At 44.3% G+C, this 22,848-nt stretch carries 26 protein-coding genes and 1 tRNA gene; 10 read left to right on the top strand and 17 right to left on the bottom strand.

The genetic code is table 11. The annotated features are described in order from the left end of the window. From C2756_RS00735 to C2756_RS00700, 8 genes are all read left to right on the top strand, one after another. On the top strand, nucleotides 1–1,794 hold the full coding sequence (locus tag C2756_RS00735) for a M61 family metallopeptidase (RefSeq protein WP_215319512.1): 1,794 nt from the start codon (nucleotides 1–3) through the stop codon (nucleotides 1,792–1,794). Continuing rightward, nucleotides 1,794–2,627: a uracil-DNA glycosylase gene (locus tag C2756_RS00730; protein WP_215319511.1), complete on the top strand. Its 834-nt coding sequence runs from the start codon at nucleotides 1,794–1,796 to the stop codon at nucleotides 2,625–2,627. The genes C2756_RS00735 and C2756_RS00730 overlap by 1 nt, the downstream gene beginning before the upstream one ends. 229 nt (nucleotides 2,628–2,856) lie before the next feature. After that, a complete protein-coding gene (gene hemA, locus C2756_RS00725; protein WP_215319510.1) occupies nucleotides 2,857–4,173 on the top strand; it encodes a glutamyl-tRNA reductase in 1,317 nt (438 codons plus the stop codon). Further along, on the top strand, nucleotides 4,174–5,253 hold the full coding sequence (prfA, locus tag C2756_RS00720; protein ID WP_215319509.1) for a peptide chain release factor 1: 1,080 nt from the start codon (nucleotides 4,174–4,176) through the stop codon (nucleotides 5,251–5,253). A 17-nt stretch (nucleotides 5,254–5,270) separates the two neighbouring features. Continuing rightward, the gene (gene prmC / locus C2756_RS00715) at nucleotides 5,271–6,122 is read left to right on the top strand and encodes a peptide chain release factor N(5)-glutamine methyltransferase (protein WP_215319508.1); all 852 of its coding nucleotides are present in this window, start codon (nucleotides 5,271–5,273) and stop codon (nucleotides 6,120–6,122) included. 90 nt (nucleotides 6,123–6,212) lie between these two features. Further along, nucleotides 6,213–6,521, top strand: a complete 309-nt coding sequence (gene grxD, locus C2756_RS00710) for a Grx4 family monothiol glutaredoxin (RefSeq protein ID WP_215319507.1) — start codon at nucleotides 6,213–6,215, stop codon at nucleotides 6,519–6,521. A 14-nt stretch (nucleotides 6,522–6,535) separates the two neighbouring features. Further along, nucleotides 6,536–7,810, top strand: a complete 1,275-nt coding sequence (locus C2756_RS00705) for a DNA recombination protein RmuC (RefSeq protein ID WP_215319506.1) — start codon at nucleotides 6,536–6,538, stop codon at nucleotides 7,808–7,810. Further along, entirely contained in the window at nucleotides 7,785–9,158 is a 1,374-nt protein-coding gene (locus tag C2756_RS00700; protein ID WP_251372077.1) for an MFS transporter, read from the top strand. The genes C2756_RS00705 and C2756_RS00700 overlap by 26 nt, the downstream gene beginning before the upstream one ends. Nucleotides 9,159–9,211: 53 nt before the next feature. Here C2756_RS00700 and C2756_RS00695 read toward each other — a convergent pair. From C2756_RS00695 to petA, 6 genes are all read right to left on the bottom strand, one after another. Further along, nucleotides 9,212–9,287: transfer RNA gene (locus tag C2756_RS00695), tRNA-Thr, on the bottom strand. Between the two features lie 17 nt (nucleotides 9,288–9,304). Beyond that, nucleotides 9,305–9,712, bottom strand: coding sequence for a ClpXP protease specificity-enhancing factor (locus tag C2756_RS00690; RefSeq protein WP_215319505.1), 408 nt, complete (start codon nucleotides 9,710–9,712; stop codon nucleotides 9,305–9,307). A 28-nt stretch (nucleotides 9,713–9,740) separates the two neighbouring features. Continuing rightward, the gene (locus C2756_RS00685) at nucleotides 9,741–10,352 is read right to left on the bottom strand and encodes a glutathione S-transferase N-terminal domain-containing protein (protein ID WP_028819209.1); all 612 of its coding nucleotides are present in this window, start codon (nucleotides 10,350–10,352) and stop codon (nucleotides 9,741–9,743) included. 107 nt (nucleotides 10,353–10,459) lie between these two features. Beyond that, nucleotides 10,460–11,233: a cytochrome c1 gene (locus C2756_RS00680; protein ID WP_215319504.1), complete on the bottom strand. Its 774-nt coding sequence runs from the start codon at nucleotides 11,231–11,233 to the stop codon at nucleotides 10,460–10,462. Nucleotides 11,234–11,274: 41 nt separating this feature from the next. Further along, nucleotides 11,275–12,675, bottom strand: coding sequence for a cytochrome bc complex cytochrome b subunit (locus C2756_RS00675; protein ID WP_215319503.1), 1,401 nt, complete (start codon nucleotides 12,673–12,675; stop codon nucleotides 11,275–11,277). Nucleotides 12,676–12,685: 10 nt separating this feature from the next. Continuing rightward, nucleotides 12,686–13,288 carry a ubiquinol-cytochrome c reductase iron-sulfur subunit gene (petA, locus tag C2756_RS00670; protein ID WP_215319502.1) on the bottom strand — a complete coding sequence of 201 codons (603 nt, stop codon included), beginning with the start codon at nucleotides 13,286–13,288 and terminating at the stop codon, nucleotides 12,686–12,688. Between the two features lie 137 nt (nucleotides 13,289–13,425). Between petA and mscL the strand changes: the two genes are divergently transcribed. Beyond that, the gene (gene mscL / locus C2756_RS00665; protein ID WP_215319501.1) at nucleotides 13,426–13,848 is read left to right on the top strand and encodes a large conductance mechanosensitive channel protein MscL; all 423 of its coding nucleotides are present in this window, start codon (nucleotides 13,426–13,428) and stop codon (nucleotides 13,846–13,848) included. A gap of 308 nt (nucleotides 13,849–14,156) precedes the next feature. Here mscL and C2756_RS00660 read toward each other — a convergent pair whose 3' ends face one another. Then, nucleotides 14,157–15,458: a porin gene (locus C2756_RS00660; protein WP_215319500.1), complete on the bottom strand. Its 1,302-nt coding sequence runs from the start codon at nucleotides 15,456–15,458 to the stop codon at nucleotides 14,157–14,159. A 208-nt stretch (nucleotides 15,459–15,666) separates the two neighbouring features. Here C2756_RS00660 and C2756_RS00655 point away from each other — a divergent pair, with 208 nt between their 5' ends. Further along, nucleotides 15,667–17,130, top strand: coding sequence for a tetratricopeptide repeat protein (locus tag C2756_RS00655; RefSeq protein WP_215319499.1), 1,464 nt, complete (start codon nucleotides 15,667–15,669; stop codon nucleotides 17,128–17,130). On the opposite strand, the gene tatC is transcribed toward C2756_RS00655, so the two are convergent. The 10 genes from tatC to hisB form a co-directional block, all read right to left on the bottom strand. Further along, nucleotides 17,127–17,903, bottom strand: a complete 777-nt coding sequence (gene tatC, locus C2756_RS00650) for a twin-arginine translocase subunit TatC (RefSeq protein ID WP_215319498.1) — start codon at nucleotides 17,901–17,903, stop codon at nucleotides 17,127–17,129. The two genes, C2756_RS00655 and tatC, sit on opposite strands and share 4 nt — an antisense overlap. Before the next feature lie 13 nt (nucleotides 17,904–17,916). Then, nucleotides 17,917–18,393, bottom strand: a complete 477-nt coding sequence (gene tatB / locus C2756_RS00645; protein WP_215319497.1) for a Sec-independent protein translocase protein TatB — start codon at nucleotides 18,391–18,393, stop codon at nucleotides 17,917–17,919. Between the two features lie 61 nt (nucleotides 18,394–18,454). Then, nucleotides 18,455–18,676: a Sec-independent protein translocase subunit TatA gene (gene tatA / locus C2756_RS00640; RefSeq protein WP_215296145.1), complete on the bottom strand. Its 222-nt coding sequence runs from the start codon at nucleotides 18,674–18,676 to the stop codon at nucleotides 18,455–18,457. Nucleotides 18,677–18,714: 38 nt separating this feature from the next. Further along, nucleotides 18,715–19,071, bottom strand: a complete 357-nt coding sequence (locus C2756_RS00635; RefSeq protein ID WP_215319496.1) for a histidine triad nucleotide-binding protein — start codon at nucleotides 19,069–19,071, stop codon at nucleotides 18,715–18,717. Between the two features lie 16 nt (nucleotides 19,072–19,087). After that, the gene (locus C2756_RS00630; protein WP_215319495.1) at nucleotides 19,088–19,489 is read right to left on the bottom strand and encodes a phosphoribosyl-ATP diphosphatase; all 402 of its coding nucleotides are present in this window, start codon (nucleotides 19,487–19,489) and stop codon (nucleotides 19,088–19,090) included. A gap of 31 nt (nucleotides 19,490–19,520) precedes the next feature. After that, nucleotides 19,521–19,931 carry a phosphoribosyl-AMP cyclohydrolase gene (hisI, locus tag C2756_RS00625; protein WP_215319494.1) on the bottom strand — a complete coding sequence of 137 codons (411 nt, stop codon included), beginning with the start codon at nucleotides 19,929–19,931 and terminating at the stop codon, nucleotides 19,521–19,523. Between the two features lie 41 nt (nucleotides 19,932–19,972). Further along, nucleotides 19,973–20,731, bottom strand: coding sequence for an imidazole glycerol phosphate synthase subunit HisF (gene hisF / locus C2756_RS00620; protein WP_215319493.1), 759 nt, complete (start codon nucleotides 20,729–20,731; stop codon nucleotides 19,973–19,975). Further along, the gene (gene hisA / locus C2756_RS00615; protein WP_215319492.1) at nucleotides 20,731–21,492 is read right to left on the bottom strand and encodes a 1-(5-phosphoribosyl)-5-[(5-phosphoribosylamino)methylideneamino]imidazole-4-carboxamide isomerase; all 762 of its coding nucleotides are present in this window, start codon (nucleotides 21,490–21,492) and stop codon (nucleotides 20,731–20,733) included. Before hisA ends, hisF begins: the two co-directional genes overlap by 1 nt. Nucleotides 21,493–21,513: 21 nt before the next feature. Further along, nucleotides 21,514–22,170 (bottom strand): imidazole glycerol phosphate synthase subunit HisH, encoded by a 657-nt coding sequence (gene hisH, locus C2756_RS00610; protein WP_215319491.1) that lies wholly within the window; start codon nucleotides 22,168–22,170, stop codon nucleotides 21,514–21,516. A 50-nt stretch (nucleotides 22,171–22,220) separates the two neighbouring features. Further along, on the bottom strand, nucleotides 22,221–22,808 hold the full coding sequence (gene hisB / locus C2756_RS00605) for an imidazoleglycerol-phosphate dehydratase HisB (protein ID WP_215296139.1): 588 nt from the start codon (nucleotides 22,806–22,808) through the stop codon (nucleotides 22,221–22,223). Nucleotides 22,809–22,848: the final 40 nt, after the last annotated feature.

Genomic DNA, 22,848 nt, shown 5'->3' with positions numbered 1-22,848 from the left:
ATGAATAAAACCGATCTGCCCGCAATTCAATACACTGTCTGGCCTGCAGACCCTCATGGCCATCGTTTTCAAGTAAAGCTTCATATTGCTCACCCTGATCCCAAAGGTCAAATTCTGCAAATGCCTGCATGGATACCGGGTAGCTATTTGATTCGGGACTTTTCAAAACATATTGAAACCATCGAGGCGTTTAGCGCAGAATCCACTAAGAAAAAAATTGCTCTGGAGCGTATTGATAACAATCAATGGCTTTTACCAACAGCGGTTGGTGCCGTAGATATCCTGACAACAGTTTATGCTTTCGATAACTCTGTTCGAGCAGCTTACCTTGATACAGAACGTGCATTCTTCAACGCAACCAGTCTCTGCCTGACAGTCAAAGGGCAAGAAAATATTCCCTGCTCTTTAGCAATCGTGTCGCCTGAAGGTGGATTTGCTGATCACTGGACTGTGCAAACCACTTTGCGATCTGCAAAAACTGATGAGCGTGGTTTTGGGTTTTATCTTGCCCAAAACTATGATGATCTGATTGATCACCCAGTGGCTATGGGCGAGTTTCAGATGGTGCACTGGAAATCAAACAATACGTCTCATAGCATGGCGATTCAAGGATGTATACATCCAATTGATGTAGTACGACTAGCAAGTGACTTGCAAGCAATTTGCTCTTGCACTATCAATCTTTTTGAGCCAAAAACAAAAAAGGCGCCATTCACTAACTACTTATTTATAGTCAATGCTGTTTTAAATGCTTATGGTGGTCTTGAGCATCGTAATAGCACTGCACTATTGTGTCGTCGAGATCAAATCCCGCAGAAGAATATTCCCTTAGACGAAGTAAGTTATCGTGAATTCTTAGGCTTATGTAGTCATGAGTATTTCCATGCATGGTTAGTAAAGCGTATTCAGCCGAAGGCTTTCCAACCCTACGCACTAGGAGATAGAAATCACACTTGCCTTCTTTGGTTATTTGAAGGCTTTACTAGCTACTATGATGATCTGCAACTATTCCGTAGTAAACGTATTGATCTAAGCACGTATTTGAAGCTGGTTTCTGATAATTGGAACAGCGTCTTACGTGGGCCAGGCAGATTGAAGCAAAGCTTGGCTGATAGCTCATTTGATGCTTGGACCAAGTACTACCAAGCAGATGAGAACACTCCTAACGCAGTTGTGAGCTATTACGGTAAAGGGGCTTTGCTAGCCCTAGGCTTGGATTTACAAATTCGTGCATTCTCCAAGAATAAAAAATCTTTGGATGATCTCATGCGCCTGATTTGGCAAAGACATGGCGTCACGCTGGATGGTATCTCTGAAGATGGTTTAGATGAATTGATAAGCGAGCTACTAGGAAGTAACTTTAGAAAAATATGGAGCGACATCAAGTCTCGCTATATTTTTGGTGTCGAAGATATTCCAATTCAAACATGGATTACTTCAAAGCTAGTGTCAGTGAAACCGAAAATACAAACTAAGCTGGAGAAAATAAAGTTGCAGCTAGGTATGCGCCACACTGATGTCAATGGCTGGCTTAAAGTCACTCATGTGTTTGATGGTGGTGCAGCACAAGCAGCAGGCTTAGCAGCAGGTGACTTAGTAGCAAGCATCAATGGTCAACGCATCACGAATATACGCTGGGATAAGGTACTCCAGGGTCTTTCAGAAAACGAGACCATCAGCATATCGTTTTATCGCGACGATCTCGAGCATGAACGTATCTTGGTTCTAGAACCTACTCAGCTCCCGGCACAATATGATCTGATTTCGGCGAACACTAGCTCCAAACAAAACTAATGTCCTCTTTTTCTAAAGATCATATCCCGCAGGACTGGCGTAAATTATTGGGTGACTATTTCGATTCACCGGCTTGGAGTAATTTAGAAAAAAATATTCAAGCAGTCTTAGATGCTGATTTTGCAAGTGTCTGCCCTGAGCCACAGAATTTTTTTAATGCGCTCAAGTTAACCCCATTAAATTCAGTAAAAGTGGTGATTATTGGACAAGATCCCTATCACTCACCCGGGCTTGCTCAAGGGCTTGCATTTTCAATTCCCGAGAGCATTCCAACAAATTCTCGTGCGTTTCCGAGTTCGCTGCGCAATATTAGCAAGGCACTAACACTTGAGGGCTTTGGTTGCCTCCCTAATGGTGACTTACACGCTTGGAGCAAGCAAGGAGTGCTGCTGCTCAACACGGCACTCAGCGTTAAATTAGGTAAAGCCGGTAGTCATACTAAGCTCGGATGGCAAGATCTAATTGATCGCTTAATTTCATCGCTTGCTCTAGAAAAGCCATGCTTAGTCTGGATGCTTTGGGGAGGGCATGCTCAATCTAAGTTACCCCTCATTGAAGCAGGAAAAGATCAGTTGATTTTGCAATCCTCACATCCTTCAGGGCTAGGTGTCTATAAAACCGATAAGCCGTTTTTAGATCCGGGTGGTGCTGGTAGTTGCAATCACTTCATCAAAACCAATGAATGGCTACTAGCAAATAAGCTTGCTCCTATTGAATGGATTCATAGCTCTGCGAAAGCCCCAAGAAAAGGGGAGCAAGTCGATCTATTTAGCGAAAGCGGTATAGATGCACCCGATGGCGCAAGAGGACAAGATAGCCACAAGCCACTCTAGCATTTGGCCGGATTGAAAAAAGCCGGTGTATTGACCCAAGTAAGAGCTTGCTGCCGCTGCAATAAAGCCCATCAATGCAGCCATGAGGAAGCCTAAAGTGTTTGGGCCTCTGGATCGACCAGGGTAAAAAATCCAGGAAGAAGCCCCAGTTAAACCCCCAATTAGCAGAAAAGCCAAAAACCCCATCCTTACCCCCAATAATGACGTCATCAAATCTATAATCACCATTATGAAGTTGTTGACACTCGGCATCAATCATCACACAGCGCCGGTCGCCATTCGGGAAAAGGTCGCCTTTGATCCTGAATTTCTTCAAGAAGCGTTGCACGATCTTCGCCAACATTTGCTTGGGGCGAATCAATCCGGCCTGCCCGAAGCCACCATCCTATCAACTTGCAACCGCACCGAGGTCTATTGCGCCGCCAATGATCCTCATGCCGCCGATATTCTTCACGAAGCGACGTTTGATTGGCTAGCCAAAACTCAGCAGCTTGCCCCAAGCAGTCTTGAACCGCACATCTACTCTCTTCCCCAATCCGATGCCGTGCGTCATGCTTTTAGAGTAGCCTGTGGTTTAGATTCGATGGTGATTGGTGAAACCCAAATTTTGGGTCAGATGAAAGATGCTGTCCGTACTGCAAATGATGCTGGTGTTTTGGGCACTTACCTCAATCAGTTATTTCAAAAAACGTTTGCTGTTGCCAAGGAAGTTCGCGGCTCTACTGAAATTGGCGCGCACTCGATTTCTATGGCTGCTGCATCAGTGCGACTTTCAGAGCGGATCTTTGAAAAAATATCTAATCAAAAAGTTTTATTCATTGGCGCTGGTGAAATGATCACATTATGCGCAACTCACTTTGTTGCTCGTAAACCAAAAAATGTAGCCATTGCCAATCGCACTATCGAACGTGGACAAGAATTAGCAGACTCTATTGCTGAACAAAATATCCAAGCTGAATCCTTCAAGCTTTCTGAACTCCCTAGCCGCTTACATGAGTTCGACATTATTGTTTCAAGCACTGCTTCATCTTTGCCTATCATTGGCTTGGGGATGGTAGAAAGCGCTCTCAAGCAGCGCCGCCAAAAGCCTATGGTGATGATTGATTTAGCAGTGCCGCGTGACTTTGAGCCAGAAATTTCTAGGCTGGGTGATGTGTATCTTTATACAGTTGATGACTTAGGTGTCATGATTCAAACAGGAGCAAGTTTGCGCCAAGCGGCTGTGAGCCAAGCAGAGGCGATCATTGAAGATCGTGTTGGTAACTTTATGCATTGGATGCAAGGCCGTAATGCCGTTCCTATAATTCAAGATATTCAGCAGCAAGGCGAGCGTTTAAGACAACTTGAGTTAGAGCGTGCCATGAAACGCTTAATACGTGGTGATGATCCACAAGAAGTCCTTAATGCAATGGCACAAGGTCTTACCAATAAATTCTTGCATGGCTCACTCTATGCTTTGCAGCACTCAAACGGCGCTGAGCGTGATGCTTTGATTAAATTGTTACCAAAACTATTCGCCTCACATTCCAAACCAGAAGACCATTAGATGAAGCCCAGCATGCGGGCTAAGCTAGATCATCTAGACACGCGCTTAGCCGAACTCAACTCCCTTTTAACTTCTGAAGAAGCAACCAAAGATATGGATGCTTATCGGAAGCTCACGCGTGAGCATTCGGATATTGCAACTGTCGTTGAGCAATTTGGCCTTTACAAACAGGCTGAGGCGGACGCGCAAGCTGCAGAAGAGATGCGCAAAGATCCCGATATGAAGGACTTTGCGGACGAAGAGCAGAAACAAGCTCAAGCAACGATGGAAGAGCTTGAGGCAGCACTGCAAAAGCTCTTGTTACCCAAAGACGAAAATGATGAGCGCAATGTGTTCTTAGAGATTCGTGCGGGGACTGGCGGCGATGAAAGTGCTCTGTTTGCTGGCGATCTTTTGCGGATGTATACCCGCTTTGCAGAACGCCAAGGCTGGAAAGTGGAAGTAGTCAATGCGGCTGAATCCGATTTAGGGGGATATAAAGAGGTTGTCCTGCGCTTGGTAGGTCAATCTGTATACTCGCGTCTGAAATTTGAGTCGGGCGGTCATCGCGTACAACGCGTACCCCAAACAGAGACCCAAGGACGTATTCATACATCAGCTTGCACGGTTGCAGTCATGCCAGAAGCTGATGAACTAGAGGCCGTCAAAATTAATCCTGCGGAATTACGCATCGATACCTTCCGTGCTTCTGGTGCTGGTGGTCAGCACATTAATAAGACGGATTCTGCTGTTCGTATTACTCACCTACCAACAGGCACCGTAGTCGAATGTCAGGACGATCGTAGCCAACACCGCAACCGTGAACAGGCAATGAAAGTATTAGTTTCACGCATTATGGATGCACGCGAGCGTGAGAAGCATCAGCTCGAAGCACAAACTAGGAAATCCTTGATTGGCTCAGGCGATCGTAGTGACCGCATTCGGACTTACAACTTTCCACAAGGTCGTATTACCGATCACCGCATTAATCTCACGCTCTACAAAATTGATGCCATGATGGATGGCGATATTAATGATCTTTGCAATGCCCTTGCATCTGAGCATCAAGCAGAATTACTTGCCGCTCTTGGTGACAATTAAGCGCTAGCAAAACTTTCATGAGTCAAGATTTCAGTCTGCGCTCCTTGTTGGGCGCTTCGTCTCTTCCCCTAAATGAAGCGCGCATTCTGATGGCAAATGTGCTGGATAGGTACTACCAACTTCCGCGCTCTGCCCTGCTATCACGTGATGATATGGAGTTGAATGCCAATGCCCTTGAGGACTGGAAAGCACTTGAATTGAGGCGGCTACAGGGTGAACCTATTGCCTACCTCATCGGTAAACGAGGCTTCCACAATATTGAACTACAGATTGCATCAGGGGTATTGATACCACGACCAGAAACTGAGCTACTAGTAGACATTGGACTTCGTGAGATTGGGCGAATTGAAAATGGGGTTTCCACCCCTAAGTTGCTTGATCTGGGAACGGGTTCTGGCGCGATTGCATTAGCAATTGCTCATGCAGCCCCAGACGCCATCGTTACCGCAACAGATCAATCTCCTGAAGCCCTCGTAATCGCTAAAGCCAATGCAAAGCACTTAGATCTTGAATCTCGGGTGCAATTTGCCCAAGGGAGCTGGTATGTAGCCCTGGTAGATAACACCTTGTTTGACGTCATCTTAAGCAATCCTCCCTACATCGCTAACGAGGATCCCCATCTCACTCAAGGTGATCTGCGTTTTGAACCCATTTCCGCATTAACCGACCATGCCAATGGGCTCACCTGCCTTGAAGCAATCATTCATGGGGCTTCAAACCACTTAAAACCCATGGGTCTGATTGCCGTGGAGCACGGCTTTGATCAGTCAGAGGCGGTGGCCAACCTGATGAAAGATGCAGGATTGCGCGATATTCAAACCCATCAAGATTTGGCTGGTCATAACCGGGCAGTATCAGCACGAAAATGAGACCTTAAATCACCCTTTTTTGCATTAAGTCTTAAAATCAAACCCATAGCAGCCGTCAAACTATCGTTATCGTTTTTATAGAAAGAATTTATGGATACTCAAGCTCAAATCAAAGAAATCGTTACTAGCCATCCCGTTGTTTTATTTATGAAGGGTACCGCTCAATTTCCGCAGTGCGGCTTCTCTGGCAACGCCATCAATATTCTTCGCGCTAGTGGCGTTGAAACACTCCATACTGTCAATGTATTGGAAGATTCCGGAATTCGCGAAGGCATTAAGCAATTTGCCAATTGGCCAACAATCCCTCAGCTCTATATCAATGGTGAATTCATCGGTGGCTCAGACATCATGTCAGAGATGTTCGAGTCTGGTGAACTGCAAAAATTAGTTAAAGCTTAATTTCGCTTTTCCTGGTGACCTTTGATCTAAGTTCCCTTCTACTATTTGGCCTGCCACTCGGATTGTGCGCAGGCCTTTTGGTTTATGCACTGAATTTGCGCTCCAGTCTTGCTAGAGTTGAACTTCAAGCCAAAACAGAAATTGCTATAGCGCTCAGCCTCAGAAATGAACGGGATCAAGCATTGCAAAATGCCATTCGGCTTGAAGCAGAACTTGATTCAGAACGCAAACAAGGACTTGGACGGATTGAGTCGCTCAATGAAGCTAAAGAAGCACTAACTAGCCAATTCAAAAATATGGCTAATGAAATTCTGGAAGACAAATCCAAACGTTTCACAGAACAAAACGCAGCTAGCCTTGATACTCTTTTAAAACCATTGCAAACCAAGCTCACGGAATTCAAAGAGCAAGTTAATGCCTCCTATGGGAATGAAGCCCGTGAACGCTTTGCACTCAAAAGTGAAATTGAACGCCTAGCAAATCTAAATTTACGCATGTCAGATGAGACTCGCTCTTTGACTCAAGCCCTAAAGGGTGACTCCAAAGTTCAAGGCAACTGGGGTGAACTCGTACTCGAATCCATTCTTGAGTCATCTGGCCTTCGTAAAGGCGAAGAGTATGTAGTCCAGGACAGTCATACGCAAAGCGATGGCTCTCGCCTGCAGCCCGACGTAGTAATTAAGCTACCAGAAGGTAGGAGCTTGGTAGTCGATAGCAAAGTGTCCATTACGGCTTATGCCCGCCATGCAGAAACCACGGATGCAGATACTGCAGAGCAAGAGCTAGCTGCTCATATTCAATCGTTACGGCAGCATATCCAAGGGTTGTCTGGAAAGAACTATAGCTCTCTCTATGGCGCAGGATCTGTAGATTTTGTGCTCATGTTTGTTCCGATTGAACCTGCATTTTTATTGGCACTAAAAACTGCTCCAAATTTATATCAAGAAGCGCTTGCTAAAAATATTGTATTGGTATGTCCAAGCACTTTGATGGCTACTCTGCGAACAGTTGCCCATCTCTGGAGACAGGATCACCAAAACCGCAACGCTTTAGAGATTGCAAAACAATGCGGTAGTCTCTACGACAAGTTTGTAGGATTTGTAGAAGATCTCGAGAAACTCGGTCAGCGATTGGACCAGGCTCAAACTAGCTACCACGATGCCTTTAATAAACTAAAGACTGGCAAAGGTAATTTGATTCGCTCTGCAGAGAGAGTGCGTGAACTGGGCGTTAAACCCAGCAAAAATCTATCTGCCCCCCTAATTGAATCTTCATCAGATTCTGAATAAATTGAACAATCTAAAAAAGATAGAAGAAGTAAGAGCTTCACAGCATTACAGAAAGGTGGCCATTGCCGCTTGTTTTGGGACTTTTTTAGAGTGGTACGACTTTCTCACCTTTGCAACCCTAGCTGTTGTTCTCGGCCCTTTATTTTTTCCCTCCAATGACCCCAATACGGGCCTTTTAGCCAGCCTTGCAACTTTTGGAGTTGGGATGGTAGTGAGGCCTATTGGATCGGCCTTATTTGGTTCTTTAGGAGATCGCATAGGCCGTAAACCGGTCTTCATGATTACTATCGCTTTAATGGGCTTAGCAACTGTTAGCGTCGGCTTTTTGCCAACCTATAGCCAAATTGGCATTTGGGCACCGATTCTTTTGGTTGGCTTACGCCTCATGCAAGGCCTATCTGCTGGAGGAGAGATTGGCGGTAGTGCGGTCTATCTCACAGAACATGCGGGCAACGAAAACCGAGGGTTCAAAACAAGTTTTTTACAACTCATGGGGCCATTGGGGATCTTAGTATCGACGATGCAAATTGCCTTCCTTCAGCAATTGCTTTCACCAGAAGAATTTCAGTCATGGGGCTGGCGGGTACCGTTTTGGATTTCGATACCACTGCTGATTATTGCCATCTATATTCGTAAATCATTAGAAGAAACGCCTATATTTTTGGAGCTTACCAAGCAGGCTACAAAAAATGAATCTCAACTAATTAATAATTTCAGAAATCCAGAAATACGCAATAGAATGTTCTTATTATTTTTTTGTATCTCCTCAAGTGGAGCAATACTATTCTTTTGCGTACAGGTGTACACAGCGATATTTTTGAAAACATCTGTAAAGCTGAATCCAGCATTAATTGATCAATTCAGTATCTTTGCAACGCTCACACTTTTTCCGTTTACGATTTTTGCGGGATGGTTATCAGATCGAATTGGTCGAAAGCCTGTTGTATTGAGCGGCATAGCTCTTGGTGCTATTTTTGTACATCCTGCATTTCAACTACTTCAGTATCTTGGCAGTCTTTACAGTGAAATGCCTACTAATGGCTCTCTCGTTGGAATCGGGGTCATACTGACAATCCTCTCAATAGCTCTTGGACTGGTAGTTGGCCCGCAAACGGCAATACTTGCAGAGTTATTCCCAGCAAAAAATCGCAATAGTGCGGCAACACTTCCGCATAACTTGGCTGCCGGCTGGATCGGAGGTCTGCTTCCACTCATTGTTACTTGGTTAAATCAAGTGTGGGGAAATAGCCTCGCAGGTCTTTGGTATCCAATATCATTTCTAATAGGGGCAGGAATAATTTCATTTCTATACCTTCCAGAAACAAAACAAATAAACCTAAATCATTAGGATTGGATAAAGAAAAACCCATTCAGAAAATTAACTGAATGGGTTTTAAATTTTGGTGCCCCTTGTCCGACTCGAACAGACCACCTACTGATTACAAATCAGTTGCTCTACCAGATGAGCTAAAGGGGCATCGGTAATATTTTAGCCTATTTCACAATCTTTAAAGAAGGTCTCACCATTTTTGGCTTTTCAGGGACGTTTTCACTTGCATCCGCCAGATGTAAATCTCGAATCTGCGACGGATCAAAAGGAAATGACATACCTTGACCATTTTCACGTGCATAAATTGCAAGCACATGGGTCACTGGAACCATGATTTTCCTGGGAACACCCCCAAATCGAGCCTGAAAACTGATCCAATCATTTTCCATTTGGAGTTGATGGCAAGCCTCCAAGGATAGGTTTAAAACGATCTCGTCATTCTTCACAAACTCTATTGGCACCCCAACCCTTTCATCGACGAATACTGCTATGAAAGGCGTAAAACCAAAATCCGTGCACCACTGATGTAGAGCACGGATTAGGTAGGGCTTATTACTTGGAACGTTAGGCATTCTGACCAAAATGAACCGCCAGAATGACTTAGCGGCGCATTACCTTCTCAGAGGGAGTTAACGCCTCGATATAAGCTGGTCTGCTGAAAATACGCTCAGCATATTTCAATAGGGCTGCAGCATTACGAGAAAGATCAATGCCGTAGTGCTCAAGACGCCACAATAATGGTGCAATAGCTACATCTAACATAGAAAACTCATCGCCCAACATATACTTATTCTTGACAAAAATAGGTGCCAACTGAGTTAGACGATCACGAATAGCTAAACGCGCTTTTTCATGGGTCTTTTCTGCCGCCTTACCTTTTTCATTTTCAAGGGCTGCCACATGCACAAATAACTCCTTCTCAAAATTAAAGAGGAAGAGGCGTGCACGTGCACGTGCCACCGGATCAGGCGGCATCAATTGTGGGTGCGGGAAGCGCTCATCAATATACTCATTGATGATGTTAGATTCATAAAGAATTAAATCGCGCTCAACCAAGATTGGTACTTGGCCATAAGGGTTCATCACCGAGATATCTTCTGGTTTATTAAATAAGTCGACATCGCGGATTTCAAAATCCATGCCTTTTTCAAAAAGCACCAAACGGCAGCGTTGCGAGAATGGGCAATTAGTACCCGAGTACAACACCATCATAAATTTATTTCCTCAAATTTCTACTTCAATACAACAAACGCACAACAAGCTGCGGCTTTAAATTCATTTTATTCATGAAGTTCAATAGAGGACTTCATACTTTCAAATTAGTGAATATCTTTCCAGTAGGCTTTATTCAAACGCCAAGCCAAGAGTGTAAAGATTGCCAAGAACAATAGAACCACGACGCCAAGACGCTTACGCTCTAACTGTACTGGTTCAGCCATCCAAGACATAAACGCAACCAAATCAGCAATATTATCGTCATACTCTTGCGGCTTCATCGTCCCTGGAGTTAACTGCTCAAAGCCAATGAATACTTTTTCCATTCTGCTCTCGTCATGAGGATCTTTACGTTCCTCAAACTTAGCAGCACGCTCACCTTGCAACTGCCAGAGCACATGCGGCATACCTACGTTTGGATATACCATATTATTCCAACCGGTTTGAGTAGTGTCATCTTTGTAGAAAGTGCGGAAGTAGGTATAAAGCCAATCAGTACCACGCGCACGAGCCTCAACAGAGAGATCTGGCGGCGTCTTGCCAAAATAAGCCTTACCTTCTTTTGGCGTCATTGCAATAGTCATTAAATCGCCAACCTTTGCATCAGTCAAAATCAAGTTGTCTTTAATTTGTTGATCGGTCAAGCCAATATCGCGCAATCGGTTGTAACGCATGCTCGCAGCTGCATGGCAGTTCAAGCAATAGTTCACAAATATCTTCGCACCATTTTGCAAAGAGGCATTGCTGCTGACACGGTTAGGGGCGGTATCCAATGGGAAGCCGCCTTCATTTGCATTGGCGTTAAGACTAAAGCCAAGGGCGGTAACCAATACTGTTACTTGGCAGATGCCCATCAAAGTTTGCAGAATTCGTTTCATACTAGTTCCTAATTTCTCTTAGCTGATATCTCAAGCGTGAATTAATGGGACTCAAAAGTAACGCGGTCTGGAACTGGCTTAAATGTGCCAAGCTTGCTCCAGAAGGGCATTGCCAAGAAAAAACCTAGGTAATAAATCGTGCAGATCTGAGATATCTTTTCAAAGATAGGTGATGGTGGCTGAATACCTAAATAACCCAAGATCACAAAGGTCACAACAAAAACGCCATAGATGTATTTATGAAACTGTGGACGATACCGAATCGACTTCACAGGGGAATGATCTAACCATGGCAAGAAAAACATAATCACGACTGAGCCGCCCATGATCACTACACCCCAAAATTTTGCGTCAAGCGCGTAGAAACCAGCAGCCAAAACCACTGCAATAGCAGCGCAAATACCTTTGATTTTGATATCTTTGGCGCTCATAGCAAACATTCCAAGAATAACGGCTAAGAAGATCCATAAAGGCAATAAGAAGTTAGAGGTTGTTGCGCGCAACATTGAGTAAAAAGGTGTGAAATACCACACTGGTGCAATATGCGTTGGGGTCACAAATGGATTTGCTGGTATGAAGTTATTCGCCTCTAAGAAATATCCACCCATTTCCGGAGCAAAAAATACGATGCAAGCAAACACCATCAAGAAGCCACCCAAATACATTACATCATGTACGCTATAAAAAGGATGGAATGGAATACCATCAACAGGGTGTCCATTCACATCCAGCGTATTTTTAATTTCTACGCCATCTGGATTATTGGAGCCTACTTCATGTAGCGCAAGAATATGAGCAGCAACCAAGCCAATCAATACCAAAGGAATCGCAATCACATGGAATGCAAAGAAACGATTAAGGGTAGCGTCACCCACAACATAATCGCCCCGCAACCATAACGAGAGGTCTGGGCCAATAAGTGGAATCGCAGAGAACAAGTTAACGATTACTTGAGCACCCCAATATGACATTTGTCCCCACGGGAGCAAGTAGCCAAAGAAAGCTTCGCCCATCAAGCACAAGAAAATCGCACAACCGAAAATCCAAATAAGCTCACGTGGCTTGCGATATGAACCGTAGATCAAGCCGCGGAACATATGCAAATAAACCACTACGAAGAACATTGAAGCACCAGTGGAATGCATATAGCGAATCAACCAGCCCCATGGCACTTCGCGCATGATGTACTCAACAGACTCAAATGCCTTTGCAGCATCTGGCTTGTAATTCATTACCAAAAAAATGCCGGTAATAATCTGAATAGCCAAAACAACAATGGCTAGAGCTCCAAAGATGTAGAAAAAATTCAGATTCTTCGGAGCGTAATACTCACTCATGTGACGTTTAAATGCGTCAGTAACAGGCAAACGCGAATCCACCCATGCCATTAACTTTTGAGCTGAAGATGCATCTGCCGGAACTTGTTTTTCTTGAAATGCCATTTATTTCTCCTTAGGCCTTCTTATCATCGCCGACCAGAATCTTGGTATCGCTCAAGTACATATGAGGCGGAACCTCAAGGTTGTCTGGGGCTGGTTTGTTTTTATAGACACGGCCTGCCATGTCAAAGGTCGAGCCATGGCAAGGGCAAAGGAAACCACCTGGCCAAGTATTCGGTAAAGAAGGCTGTGCACCTGCTTCAAATTTAGGCGTTGGAGAGCAGCCTAGGTGAGTACAGATACCTACCACTACCAAATACTCAGGCTTGATTGAGCGCCATTGGTTTTGGGCGTAAGCAGGCGTAAATTGAGCTGGGTCACGCAATGAATCTGGATCAGCTAACTCGCCATCAATTTTTGATAATTCAGCGACCTGCTCAGGGGTGCGACGAACAACCCATACTGGCTTGCCGCGCCACTCAACCATGCGCATTTCATCAGGCTTCATACCGGCAATATCGATCTCAACAGCGGCTCCAGCAGCCTTAGCACGCTCGGAAGGCTCAAAACTGTCTACAAAAGGGTAAAGGGCTGCTACTGCGCCGGCGCCACCTACTGCGGTTGTGGCGATCAGCCAATTGCGACGATCCTTGTCCATGCTGGGCTTGTCACTCATTTACAAAATTCCTAGAAAGGGTATTTAACGGTGGAAATTGCTTAAACCAACTATTTTAAAGTAAAAAGTGGGGTAAGCAAGAAAGTTATGGGGTTAATTTCAGCTTAATTACTATTCAGCCAAAAAAGGAAGCATTTATGAGTGTTTTTCAGGAATTTCGGGACTTTGCGGTCAAGGGTAATGTGATCGATTTGGCGGTGGGGGTCATTATTGGTGGCGCTTTTGGGAAAATTGTGGACTCCCTGGTAAATGACATTGTCATGCCAGTCATTTCAACCCTTTTAGGAGGCCATATTGACTTCACTAACCTCTTCATCGTTTTAGGACATGCTCCAGAGGGCGTGCCAAGAACCTTTGATGCCCTTAAAAAGGCTGGAGTGCCTATTTTTGCTTATGGGAATTTCATTACCATTTCAATTAATTTCCTATTATTGGCTTTTTTTATTTTCCAAATGGTAAAAGTGGTGAACAAAATTCGCACGATGGATGCACCTCCTGCCCTTCCAACACCGGAGGATATCGAGCTTCTGAGAGAAATAAGAGATAGCCTAAGGAAGTAATTGTTCCCATAACAATATAAAAGTTAATGCTACTTACATTAATAATTTCTGCTAACAGTAAATTCCACTACAGAATTTTTTGTTTAAGATAAACATCCCGAGTCGCCAGATATTATTAGAAATTGAAAATATGTAGTGCTGGGTCTATGATTTATAACGGCCGATTAAATTAAATCAATTTTGTAGCAAACTTAGAAGGTAATAATTTTTGCGCAAAAAAAACCCACCGCATTTCTACGGTGGGTTTTTTGTTACCAATGATTTCAAATTTAATACTAGCTCATTGCACTAACTGAGGTAGCGTTAAATTAGAAAGTGTGGCGAACACCAATTGCATAGCTTGAAGCGTTGTAGCTAGTCTGTGCAGAGTAAAGAGCGCTTGACGCAGCTGCAGCAGAGCTAGCTGAGTAGAGACCAGATGCGGCATTGCTTGTAGCAGTTTGTCCGTAAATAGCATACAAATTAGTACGCTTGCTTAGATAGTAATCAGAACCAATTTGCCAACCATTGAAACTTGCCTTAGGTCCATTAGAACCAGTGTTATTCATGCTACCAGTACCAGCAGAAGCCCAAGCAGTAATGGTAGGCGTCAAGCTAGAACGTACACCGATCTGCTGAGCAGTTCTATTAGTATAAATATCGTTATTGTTTGTGTAAACAACCTTACGAGCAACGTACTGAGCATATGCCTTTAAAATACCAAAGTCATAAGTTGCTGCATAGTACTGTTGTGTGTCACGCGCATTGGTGCCTGGGGTAGAAACACCGCCGTTGTAACCAGCTGTAAATGTAGCTGGAACATCGTATCCACTTGGTACGCCTTGAGATAGGAATGATTGATAGTTTGCTGTAACTAACAAATTTTTCCAATTATAGTCAACACCTACACCGTAAGCTTTGGTTGATGTAGTAACTGTAGCCTGACTTGAGTCTTTTCCAGAAGCTACCAACAAGCCTTTTAAATTAAAGCCTGCAATATTTTCTGATTTTAAAACTAAGGCGTTTGAGCTACGAACGGTATAGGAAGTATTTGTAGACATACCGGATCCGGCCTGACCTGAAACACCGCCACCCGCCACGATTTGTTGTGAGCCATAACCGCCTGTACGATCATAAATAACGTTACCATTTACGTTATTGGTACCACCAGCATCGGTAGCTGCAACAGCTTCATGAACAGGGGTGTATTGCATACCAATAGATGCTTGACCAAGTCCTTTTTTACTTAAACCAACAAATGATTGACGATTTGAGGTTGCATTAATCGAGGAAATGTTAGTGGATGAGTCTGGGGATAGTGCCATTTCAACTGTAAAGAATGCAGAGTTACCGCCACCTAAATCTTCATTACCCTTGAACCCGAGACGACCGGTGCTTTCACCGCCGCCAGCAAAACCACTAGTTTGAGTCTTAGAAACAATATTGCCTTGGGAGCCAGCAGCAGTAGCTGCTGTGGCGCTGTTGTTAATTGCAGCACCAGGACCCGCAGCTGTTGAGCTGCTTGATACAAAGCCTGCGTCGATGATACCGTAAACAGTCACAGATGACTGAGCTTGAGCTGCTGACGCAAATGCGCCAATTGCTGCAACTGCTAATAGCGATTTTTTCATTCTTTAAATCTCCATAAATTGAAAGTTATGCCCAAATAAGGATGGGACCTTTCAATTTTCCGACTTTGGGTTTGCTAAACCTGATCTCAGGGTATTTAAAACCACTTTTTGCTTGTCAAAAGAGCGTTTTTGGTTTTTCTTCGTTGTATCTCAACAACAAAGTCTTGCGTCTATATCTTTTAAGTGACCGAGATGACAAAATTGTCATATGGCAAGCCACGAATTCTTAAAATTGCTCAGTTCGGCACGATCAGGTGATGTGTTTTCACAACAAAAACTCGCTGACGCCTATCTCACTGGCGCCTTGAAAACTCCAATTCAGCCAGCTAATGCCTTGGTTTGGCTAGAGAAAGCTTATTTAACCATTAAAAATCAAGGTCTTGAAACAAAGAGCACCGGGAAACACGAAATTCTTGATTTATCGGATCAAATAGCGAAGATCCCGCTAGCGAAAACCTTCAATTCCCCATCCTTTCATTTTGGCTGGAAATCCTTTTGGCAACTGGCCGAAGCCAACAGCGAGTCAAGCTTAACTTTTGCAGCCAAATGGCAACTAGCAGACTTATTTATTAATCCAAGTAATCAAGAAGTTCAATTACAGCTTGTGGATTGGCTAAAGAAAAATAACTCGACATCTTTGAGCGAAAAATTAGAGAGTCTTGAATTCAATGGACTTCAAAAAATTGCTCGGCAATATTTACATGAACTAGCAAATGGAAGCTCAGAGTTTGAAAAACAAGCCAAAGAATTGCTCATCAAACTGCAGCCAAATAATGAGGTGCTCTTATCACTTTGGAGTGATTGGGTGGAGAATCAAAATCAAGACTCATTAGTGCGGTCTGCTGAATTAGGACATACAGTTGCCAAATTAACTTTGGGCTTACATCTTGCAAAGTTCGAGGGTGACAAAAATAGTAAGTCAAATGCATCTCTTAAAAAAGCGGCGTATTGGCTTCAACTTGCAGCAAAAGATGGTGATCGTAATGCCTGGTATACGCTCGGTGAAATTTATCGTCGCCCCCAATTTTCTGGATATAGCGCCGCGGAAAGCGATCGCTGCTTTGATCGTGCAGCTGATCTTGGGCATCCACAAGCACAATTACGAAAAGGTGCAAACCTCTGGCGCAAGCGTGAAAAAATCGAAGAAAAAGTTCTTGGGCTACAAGCATCCTATTGGGTTTGGCAAGCAAGTCAGCAAGACGTTCCTGAAGCAAAAGAATTGCTCAGTAAAATATTAGTCAGCCGCCCTCACCCCCAAAAAAATGATTGGTTCGAGCTAGCCCAATGCGCAGATCATGCTATCAATCATCATGCAGAACATAAATTAGATATTGACTGGCTACTACTTTGTCACCGTATCATCATCGCAAATCAGTTTAATTTTAGCAAAGCAGAGCTATTACTCTGTGAAGTAGGTCAGCTCCAACATGAACATTGTGTGGTAGTAGATATTCGTTGGGAACTTCCTAAAATATTGCCAAGATTGATTCAAATTGAAACGATTCAGCAACGACGTGCTCTACTAGCCGCTGGAAAAGTTTTTGCTAGTACTGATATAAATATTGAAGGCAATTTACGCCAGAGACGTTATCGTTTTGATCGGGTGACTGACTGGTTAATCTCAACGTTTTCTAAAAATCTGAAAAGTCAGACTGACACTGAACTAGCTTAACCAGCTGCGTTGTTCTCACCTTCCTGAGAAGGCTTTGGCACATAAAGACGTGCTACTAATAAACCTAATTCATAGAGCAGAGTCATAGGCACTGCCAGCAATAACTGAGAAAGAACATCAGGCGGAGTCACTACTGCAGAGATAACAAAAGCACCAACAATCACGTAGGGGCGTATCTCTTTTAATTTTGCTAAAGAGACTATGCCCATACGAACTAAAACAACCACTACTACAGGAACTTCGAAGGTAATACCAAACGCTAAGAAAGTGTTCATAGCAAAACCAAGGTACTTATCAATATCAGTAGACATCTCTGCGCCTAATGGTGCGTTATAGCTAGCCATAAAATTAAACACAGTCGGAAATACTAAGAAATAGGCAAATGCCATACCAAAGATAAATAGACTGTAGCTACTCACGACCAATGGAATAACCAACTTGCGCTCATGTTGATATAGGCCAGGAGCAATAAAAGCCCATAGTTGATAAATCACTATCGGTAAGGCAATGATGAAAGCTACCAACATCGTGACCTTCATGGGCACAAAGAAAGAACCCGTTACATCCGTCACAATCATCTTTCCGCCCGCAGGCAATGAATCTAGCAGCGGTTGCGAAAACAGGTGAAAAATATCTGGCGCCCAATAAACCAAGCAAACAAACACCACGATAATAGCTAATGCAGACTTGATGACGCGATCACGCAGTTCAAATAAATGCGATAGAAAAGATTCTTGCAAGCCTGAATCTTCGGTAGAGTGATTTTCTGTCATGCCAATCTAATTTTTATTTGCCAGCACTATGATGAAAGCGCTTCATTCTTGCGGCACCAGATTGCACACGAGTACGTACGCCAGCTGAACGTTTAAACCAAATAGGTCTTGCTGCACGCCTAACCCCCCAGCTATTGCGCCCCTGCCGCTTGGTCTTATCTAAAACAGCTCTTTCATCAAGAGGTAACTTCTCAAAATTGGTTTCAAAAATATCAGCCTGATCTGTGAGATTTGCGTTTGCTTCGCTTGCTACCGAACTAATACTGTTTTCAACTTCTTTTAAGGCAGATGCACTTTCTTCGCGGAACTTTTTGAATTCCTCAACTTCCATCTGCCGATTTACTTCGGATTTAAGGTCTGCCATATAACGTTGCGCACGACCAAATAAATTACCAGCCATACGAGCTACTTTTGGCAAGCGCTCTGGACCAACCACCACCAGAGCTACAACTGCAATCAGCGCAAGTTTTGAAACCCCTAAATCAATCATCTTAGGGAGCTAAATGAGGACCGCACGAATTTCTCTTTGCGCTATGAACAAATGATTTAAATTATTTATTGAGGTCTTTAGCCTGCACATCCACAGTTTTTTCTGTTGATGCAGCGGCTTGCTGGATTTGCTCCTTAGGCTCATCAGATGGCTTCATGCCGTCCTTAAATCCCTTAACAGCACCGCCCAAATCTTGACCGATATTGCGCAATTTCTTGGTACCGAATACCAACATCACGATGACCAAAACAATTAACCAATGCCAAATGCTAAATGAACCCATCTCTAATCTCCTTGGAATTCCTAAACTTCTTCTTTATCTTACTTTTTCCAGGGACGCGGACCGCCCATCACATGCAAGTGCAAGTGATAAACCTCCTGCCCACCATCTGCCCCGTTATTGACCATCAATCTAAAGCCGCCGTCCCTTCCAGGTCGGCAACCCTGCTCTTTGGCAAGACGAGGCGCCAATTCCATCATTCTACCTAGCAAAGGGGCATCGATGCCTTCTGCCAGCTCCAACATAGGGATATGTTTCTTCGGAATCATTAAAAAATGCACTGGAGCAGCAGGATTAATATCCTTAAAAGCATAGATCTCTTCATCCTCATACACCTTTTGGGACGGAATCAAGCCCTGAGAAATCTTACAAAACAGGCAATTAGGATCGTGGCTCATCTTTTCCTATTCTTCCTCATTCTTTGTTTGCTGCTTTTCTGGCGGCTTTTTCTTCAATTCCTGAGGTACCCAGGCGACGATCAAGCTCAGCAATCACGTCTTCAGGGCGCAAATTGAACTGGGACAGCGCAATTAAACAGTGAAACCAAAGATCCGCCATCTCCCCAACCAAGAGCATTTGCTGCTCAGCTGCCATATTTGAACTACGCGCATCTTTAGCAGCCATGACAGCCTCGGTTGCTTCCTCGCCAATCTTTTTGAGGATGCCGTCATCACCCTTTGAAAAAAGCAGGGCGGTATAAGAGGTTTTTGGGTCAGCATTGCCAGCCTTAAACGCATCCCGACGTTGATCCACCACATCAGCCAAATGGGCTAATGCAGAATCTAAATTAGAAGGTTTATTTACCGAGCTACTCATAGCTTCATTTTATGTCTTTTATGAAAGACTTTTATTTTGGCTTGGACTCGTCCACCCAAGTCAAATTACCTGAGTCCCACTGCTGGAAAAAACAGCTGTGCTCACCGGTATGACAAGCAATTCTGTCTTTTTGCTCAACAATGAGCAAAATCGTGTCTCCATCACAATCCAAGCGAATTTCTTTCACCCTCTGGGTATGGCCAGATTCCTCGCCCTTGTGCCAAAGTTTTTGACGTGAGCGCGTCCAGTAGACCGCCTCGCCTAAACGCAAAGTAGCCAACAAGGCATCGCGATTCATCCAGGCCATCATCAGGATATCTTTACTACCAAACTCTTGCGCAATCACTGGAACCAAGCCTTGCTCATTCCAAGCGACGGCATCGAGCCAGGGCCCTGCTTGAATAGATTCAATTGGGGTAAATGTGCTCTTAGGCTTGTTCATACCTAAACTTTACCGTGAAAGTGGTGAATTCTGAAATTCGACTAAATACGCACCGGAATTCCTTGAGCGGCCATATATTCTTTTGCCTGACCGACGGTGTACTCACCATAGTGAAAAATACTTGCAGCCAAGACAGCGTCTGCATGACCTTGGGTAATACCATCGACCAAATGCTGCAAATTACCCACGCCGCCGGAAGCAATTACTGGAACGGAGACCGCATCGCTTACTGCAGCAGTAAGGGCTAAGTCAAAGCCATCTTTACTACCATCGCGGTTCATACTCGTCAGGAGAATTTCTCCAGCGCCGCGTTTGGCAACTTCAATAGCCCATGCCACCACATCGATTCCAGTCGCAGTTCTACCGCCATGGGTAAACACTTCCCAATTTCCTGCCTCAGTTTGTTTGGCATCAATTGCAACAACGATGCATTGAGAGCCGTAATAGGCTGCCGCATCTGAAACTAAATCTGGATTAGTGATGGCGGAAGAATTGATGCTCACTTTATCAGCACCAGCATTAAGTAAGCGACGCACATCAGCAACTGCACGCACACCACCACCAACAGTAAGCGGAATAAATACTTGTGATGCGACATCTTCAATGATGTGCAAAATGAGATCACGCCCATCGGACGTCGCAGTAATGTCTAAAAAAGTTAACTCATCAGCGCCTTGTGTGTCGTAACGTTTGGCGATTTCAACAGGATCTCCTGCATCACGCAAACCAACAAAGTTCACCCCTTTAACAACGCGCCCTGCTGTGACATCCAAACAAGGAATAATTCTTTTGGTTAACACTAGATAATGTTCTTTTTGTATTTGAGTGTTAACTCATCAGCATATTTTTGAGCAGCTGCCAGATCAAGATCACCAGCATAAATAGAGCGCCCAGCAATCACGCCCATCACACCCTCTTCTTCGGCTTTACAGAGCGCTTCAATATCTTTGTTGTTAGAGAGGCCACCACTGGCAATCACTGGAATACGGATTGCTTGAGCCAGCTTCATCGTGGCCTCAATGTTAACGCCTTGGAGCATGCCATCGCGACCAATGTCGGTATAGATAATGGCTTCTACACCCCAATCTTCAAACTTCTTAGCAAGATCAATGACTTCATGGCCGGTAATCTTGCTCCAACCATCAGTGGCTACTTTGCCATCGCGAGCGTCAAGCCCTACCATCACCTGTCCAGGAAATGCTGTGCAGGCATCCTGCACAAAACCGGGATTTTTTACTGCAGCGGTACCAATAATCACCGTGCTAATACCATCGTCCAATAAACGTTCAATTGTTTCCAGATCCCGAATACCACCACCAAGTTGAACCGGAATTTCATCTCCAACAGCTTTGAGAATCGATTTAATCGCTGACTCGTTTTTAAGCTTGCCAGCAAACGCGCCATTCAGATCAACTAAGTGCAACCGTCGCGCGCCTTTGCTAATCCAATGCGCAGCCATAGCCCCTGGATCTTCAGAAAATACCGTGGCTTTGTCCATATCACCTTGTTCTAGTCGAACGCAGTGGCCGTCTTTAAGATCAATTGCAGGGATGAGCAGCATAGTGAAACGTTAATAAATTAATCAAGGTTGCCAAGAAAGAAAATTTTGATAAAGCTTTAATCCGTATTCTGCACTTTTTTCCGGATGAAATTGCGTTGCAAAAATATTATCTCTTGCAACCGCAGATGTAAACCAATCGCCGTATTCAGTAGATCCAGCAGAATCTTCTTTACGTTGCGGCACAACATAGTAGCTATGCACAAAATAAAAACTTGTTAAATCTGGGATTCCCTCCCAAATCGGATGCTGACGGTCTTGACGGACTTGATTCCAGCCCATGTGGGGCACTTTGTAAGCTGAGCCGTCGGCTTGCTTTTTACCTTTTAAATCAAAGCGACGTACTTCCCCGGAAATGAGCCCCAAACAAGGCGTCCATTGCTCATTAGTCCGAACTTCTGCACTTTTATCAAAGAGCATTTGCTCACCTACACAAACCCCTAACAATGGCTTGTTTTTGGCGGCCTCTAGCAATGCTTCGAGGAGACCAGACTCCTCAAGATGTTTCATACAATCAGGCATGGCGCCTTGACCAGGCAACACCACGCGATCGGCAGTACGAATTTCTTCTGGCTTGCCAGCAATCAATACTTTGTCATCAGGCGCTACATGATGGCATGCCTGATATACGGAACGAAGGTTACCCATTCCGTAATCAACGATCGCAATAGTTTGCGCCAAAATTTAGCCTATCTTTGCTGTTATCTAACGGGCAACTAGAAGTATCTAGATTAGAGACTACCTTTGGTTGAGGGAACCGAACCAGAGGCGCGTGGATCAATTGCTAAAGCCATCCGAAGCGCACGCCCAAAGGCTTTGAAGACCGTCTCAATCTGGTGGTGCGCGTTGATACCGCGCAAATTATCAATGTGCAAAGTCACTCCCGCATGGTTTACAAAACCGCGGAAGAACTCGATGCTCAGATCAACGTCAAAATCACCAACCCGCGCACGGGTAAATGGGACATTGAATTCTAGGCCTGGGCGCCCAGAAAAATCGACCACTACGCGTGAAAGGGTTTCATCTAAAGGAACATAAGAGTGGCCATAACGGGTAATACCTGCTTTATCGCCCACTGCCTTTGCAAAAGCTTGGCCCAATGTAATCCCTACATCCTCAACGGTGTGATGATCATCAATATGGGTATCGCCCTGTGCGACTACTTTCAAGTCAATCATGCCGTGACGAGCAATCTGATCGAGCATATGGTCTAAGAAAGGGACGCCTGAAGCTAGTTCGGCCTTCCCAGTACCATCTAAATTGATGGAAATTTGAATTTTGGTTTCCGAAGTGTTTCGGGTAACGTCGGCTTGCCGCATGCTTCATTGCGCCGCGAGGCGAAGTGTTGATTGAAGCCTC

It is taken from the genome of Polynucleobacter sp. UB-Siik-W21 (assembly GCF_018687415.1).
GTDB lineage: Bacteria > Pseudomonadota > Gammaproteobacteria > Burkholderiales > Burkholderiaceae > Polynucleobacter.
This window is presented reverse-complemented; position numbering and strand designations above follow the sequence as displayed.

What these genes read in the sequence shown, in the direction of transcription:
- C2756_RS00735 (WP_215319512.1), top strand. Translation starts at nt 1, where the DNA reads ATGAATAAAACCGATCTGCCCGCAATTCAATACACTGTCTGGCCTGCA.
- C2756_RS00730 (WP_215319511.1), top strand. Translation starts at nt 1,794, where the DNA reads ATGTCCTCTTTTTCTAAAGATCATATCCCGCAGGACTGGCGTAAATTA.
- hemA (WP_215319510.1), top strand. Translation starts at nt 2,857, where the DNA reads ATGAAGTTGTTGACACTCGGCATCAATCATCACACAGCGCCGGTCGCC.
- prfA (WP_215319509.1), top strand. Translation starts at nt 4,174, where the DNA reads ATGAAGCCCAGCATGCGGGCTAAGCTAGATCATCTAGACACGCGCTTA.
- prmC (WP_215319508.1), top strand. Translation starts at nt 5,271, where the DNA reads ATGAGTCAAGATTTCAGTCTGCGCTCCTTGTTGGGCGCTTCGTCTCTT.
- grxD (WP_215319507.1), top strand. Translation starts at nt 6,213, where the DNA reads ATGGATACTCAAGCTCAAATCAAAGAAATCGTTACTAGCCATCCCGTT.
- C2756_RS00690 (WP_215319505.1), bottom strand. Translation starts at nt 9,712, where the DNA reads ATGCCTAACGTTCCAAGTAATAAGCCCTACCTAATCCGTGCTCTACAT.
- C2756_RS00685 (WP_028819209.1), bottom strand. Translation starts at nt 10,352, where the DNA reads ATGATGGTGTTGTACTCGGGTACTAATTGCCCATTCTCGCAACGCTGC.
- C2756_RS00680 (WP_215319504.1), bottom strand. Translation starts at nt 11,233, where the DNA reads ATGAAACGAATTCTGCAAACTTTGATGGGCATCTGCCAAGTAACAGTA.
- C2756_RS00675 (WP_215319503.1), bottom strand. Translation starts at nt 12,675, where the DNA reads ATGGCATTTCAAGAAAAACAAGTTCCGGCAGATGCATCTTCAGCTCAA.
- petA (WP_215319502.1), bottom strand. Translation starts at nt 13,288, where the DNA reads ATGAGTGACAAGCCCAGCATGGACAAGGATCGTCGCAATTGGCTGATC.
- mscL (WP_215319501.1), top strand. Translation starts at nt 13,426, where the DNA reads ATGAGTGTTTTTCAGGAATTTCGGGACTTTGCGGTCAAGGGTAATGTG.
- C2756_RS00660 (WP_215319500.1), bottom strand. Translation starts at nt 15,458, where the DNA reads ATGAAAAAATCGCTATTAGCAGTTGCAGCAATTGGCGCATTTGCGTCA.
- C2756_RS00655 (WP_215319499.1), top strand. Translation starts at nt 15,667, where the DNA reads ATGGCAAGCCACGAATTCTTAAAATTGCTCAGTTCGGCACGATCAGGT.
- tatC (WP_215319498.1), bottom strand. Translation starts at nt 17,903, where the DNA reads ATGACAGAAAATCACTCTACCGAAGATTCAGGCTTGCAAGAATCTTTT.
- tatB (WP_215319497.1), bottom strand. Translation starts at nt 18,393, where the DNA reads ATGATTGATTTAGGGGTTTCAAAACTTGCGCTGATTGCAGTTGTAGCT.
- tatA (WP_215296145.1), bottom strand. Translation starts at nt 18,676, where the DNA reads ATGGGTTCATTTAGCATTTGGCATTGGTTAATTGTTTTGGTCATCGTG.
- C2756_RS00635 (WP_215319496.1), bottom strand. Translation starts at nt 19,071, where the DNA reads ATGAGCCACGATCCTAATTGCCTGTTTTGTAAGATTTCTCAGGGCTTG.
- C2756_RS00630 (WP_215319495.1), bottom strand. Translation starts at nt 19,489, where the DNA reads ATGAGTAGCTCGGTAAATAAACCTTCTAATTTAGATTCTGCATTAGCC.
- hisI (WP_215319494.1), bottom strand. Translation starts at nt 19,931, where the DNA reads ATGAACAAGCCTAAGAGCACATTTACCCCAATTGAATCTATTCAAGCA.
- hisA (WP_215319492.1), bottom strand. Translation starts at nt 21,492, where the DNA reads ATGCTGCTCATCCCTGCAATTGATCTTAAAGACGGCCACTGCGTTCGA.
- hisB (WP_215296139.1), bottom strand. Translation starts at nt 22,808, where the DNA reads ATGCGGCAAGCCGACGTTACCCGAAACACTTCGGAAACCAAAATTCAA.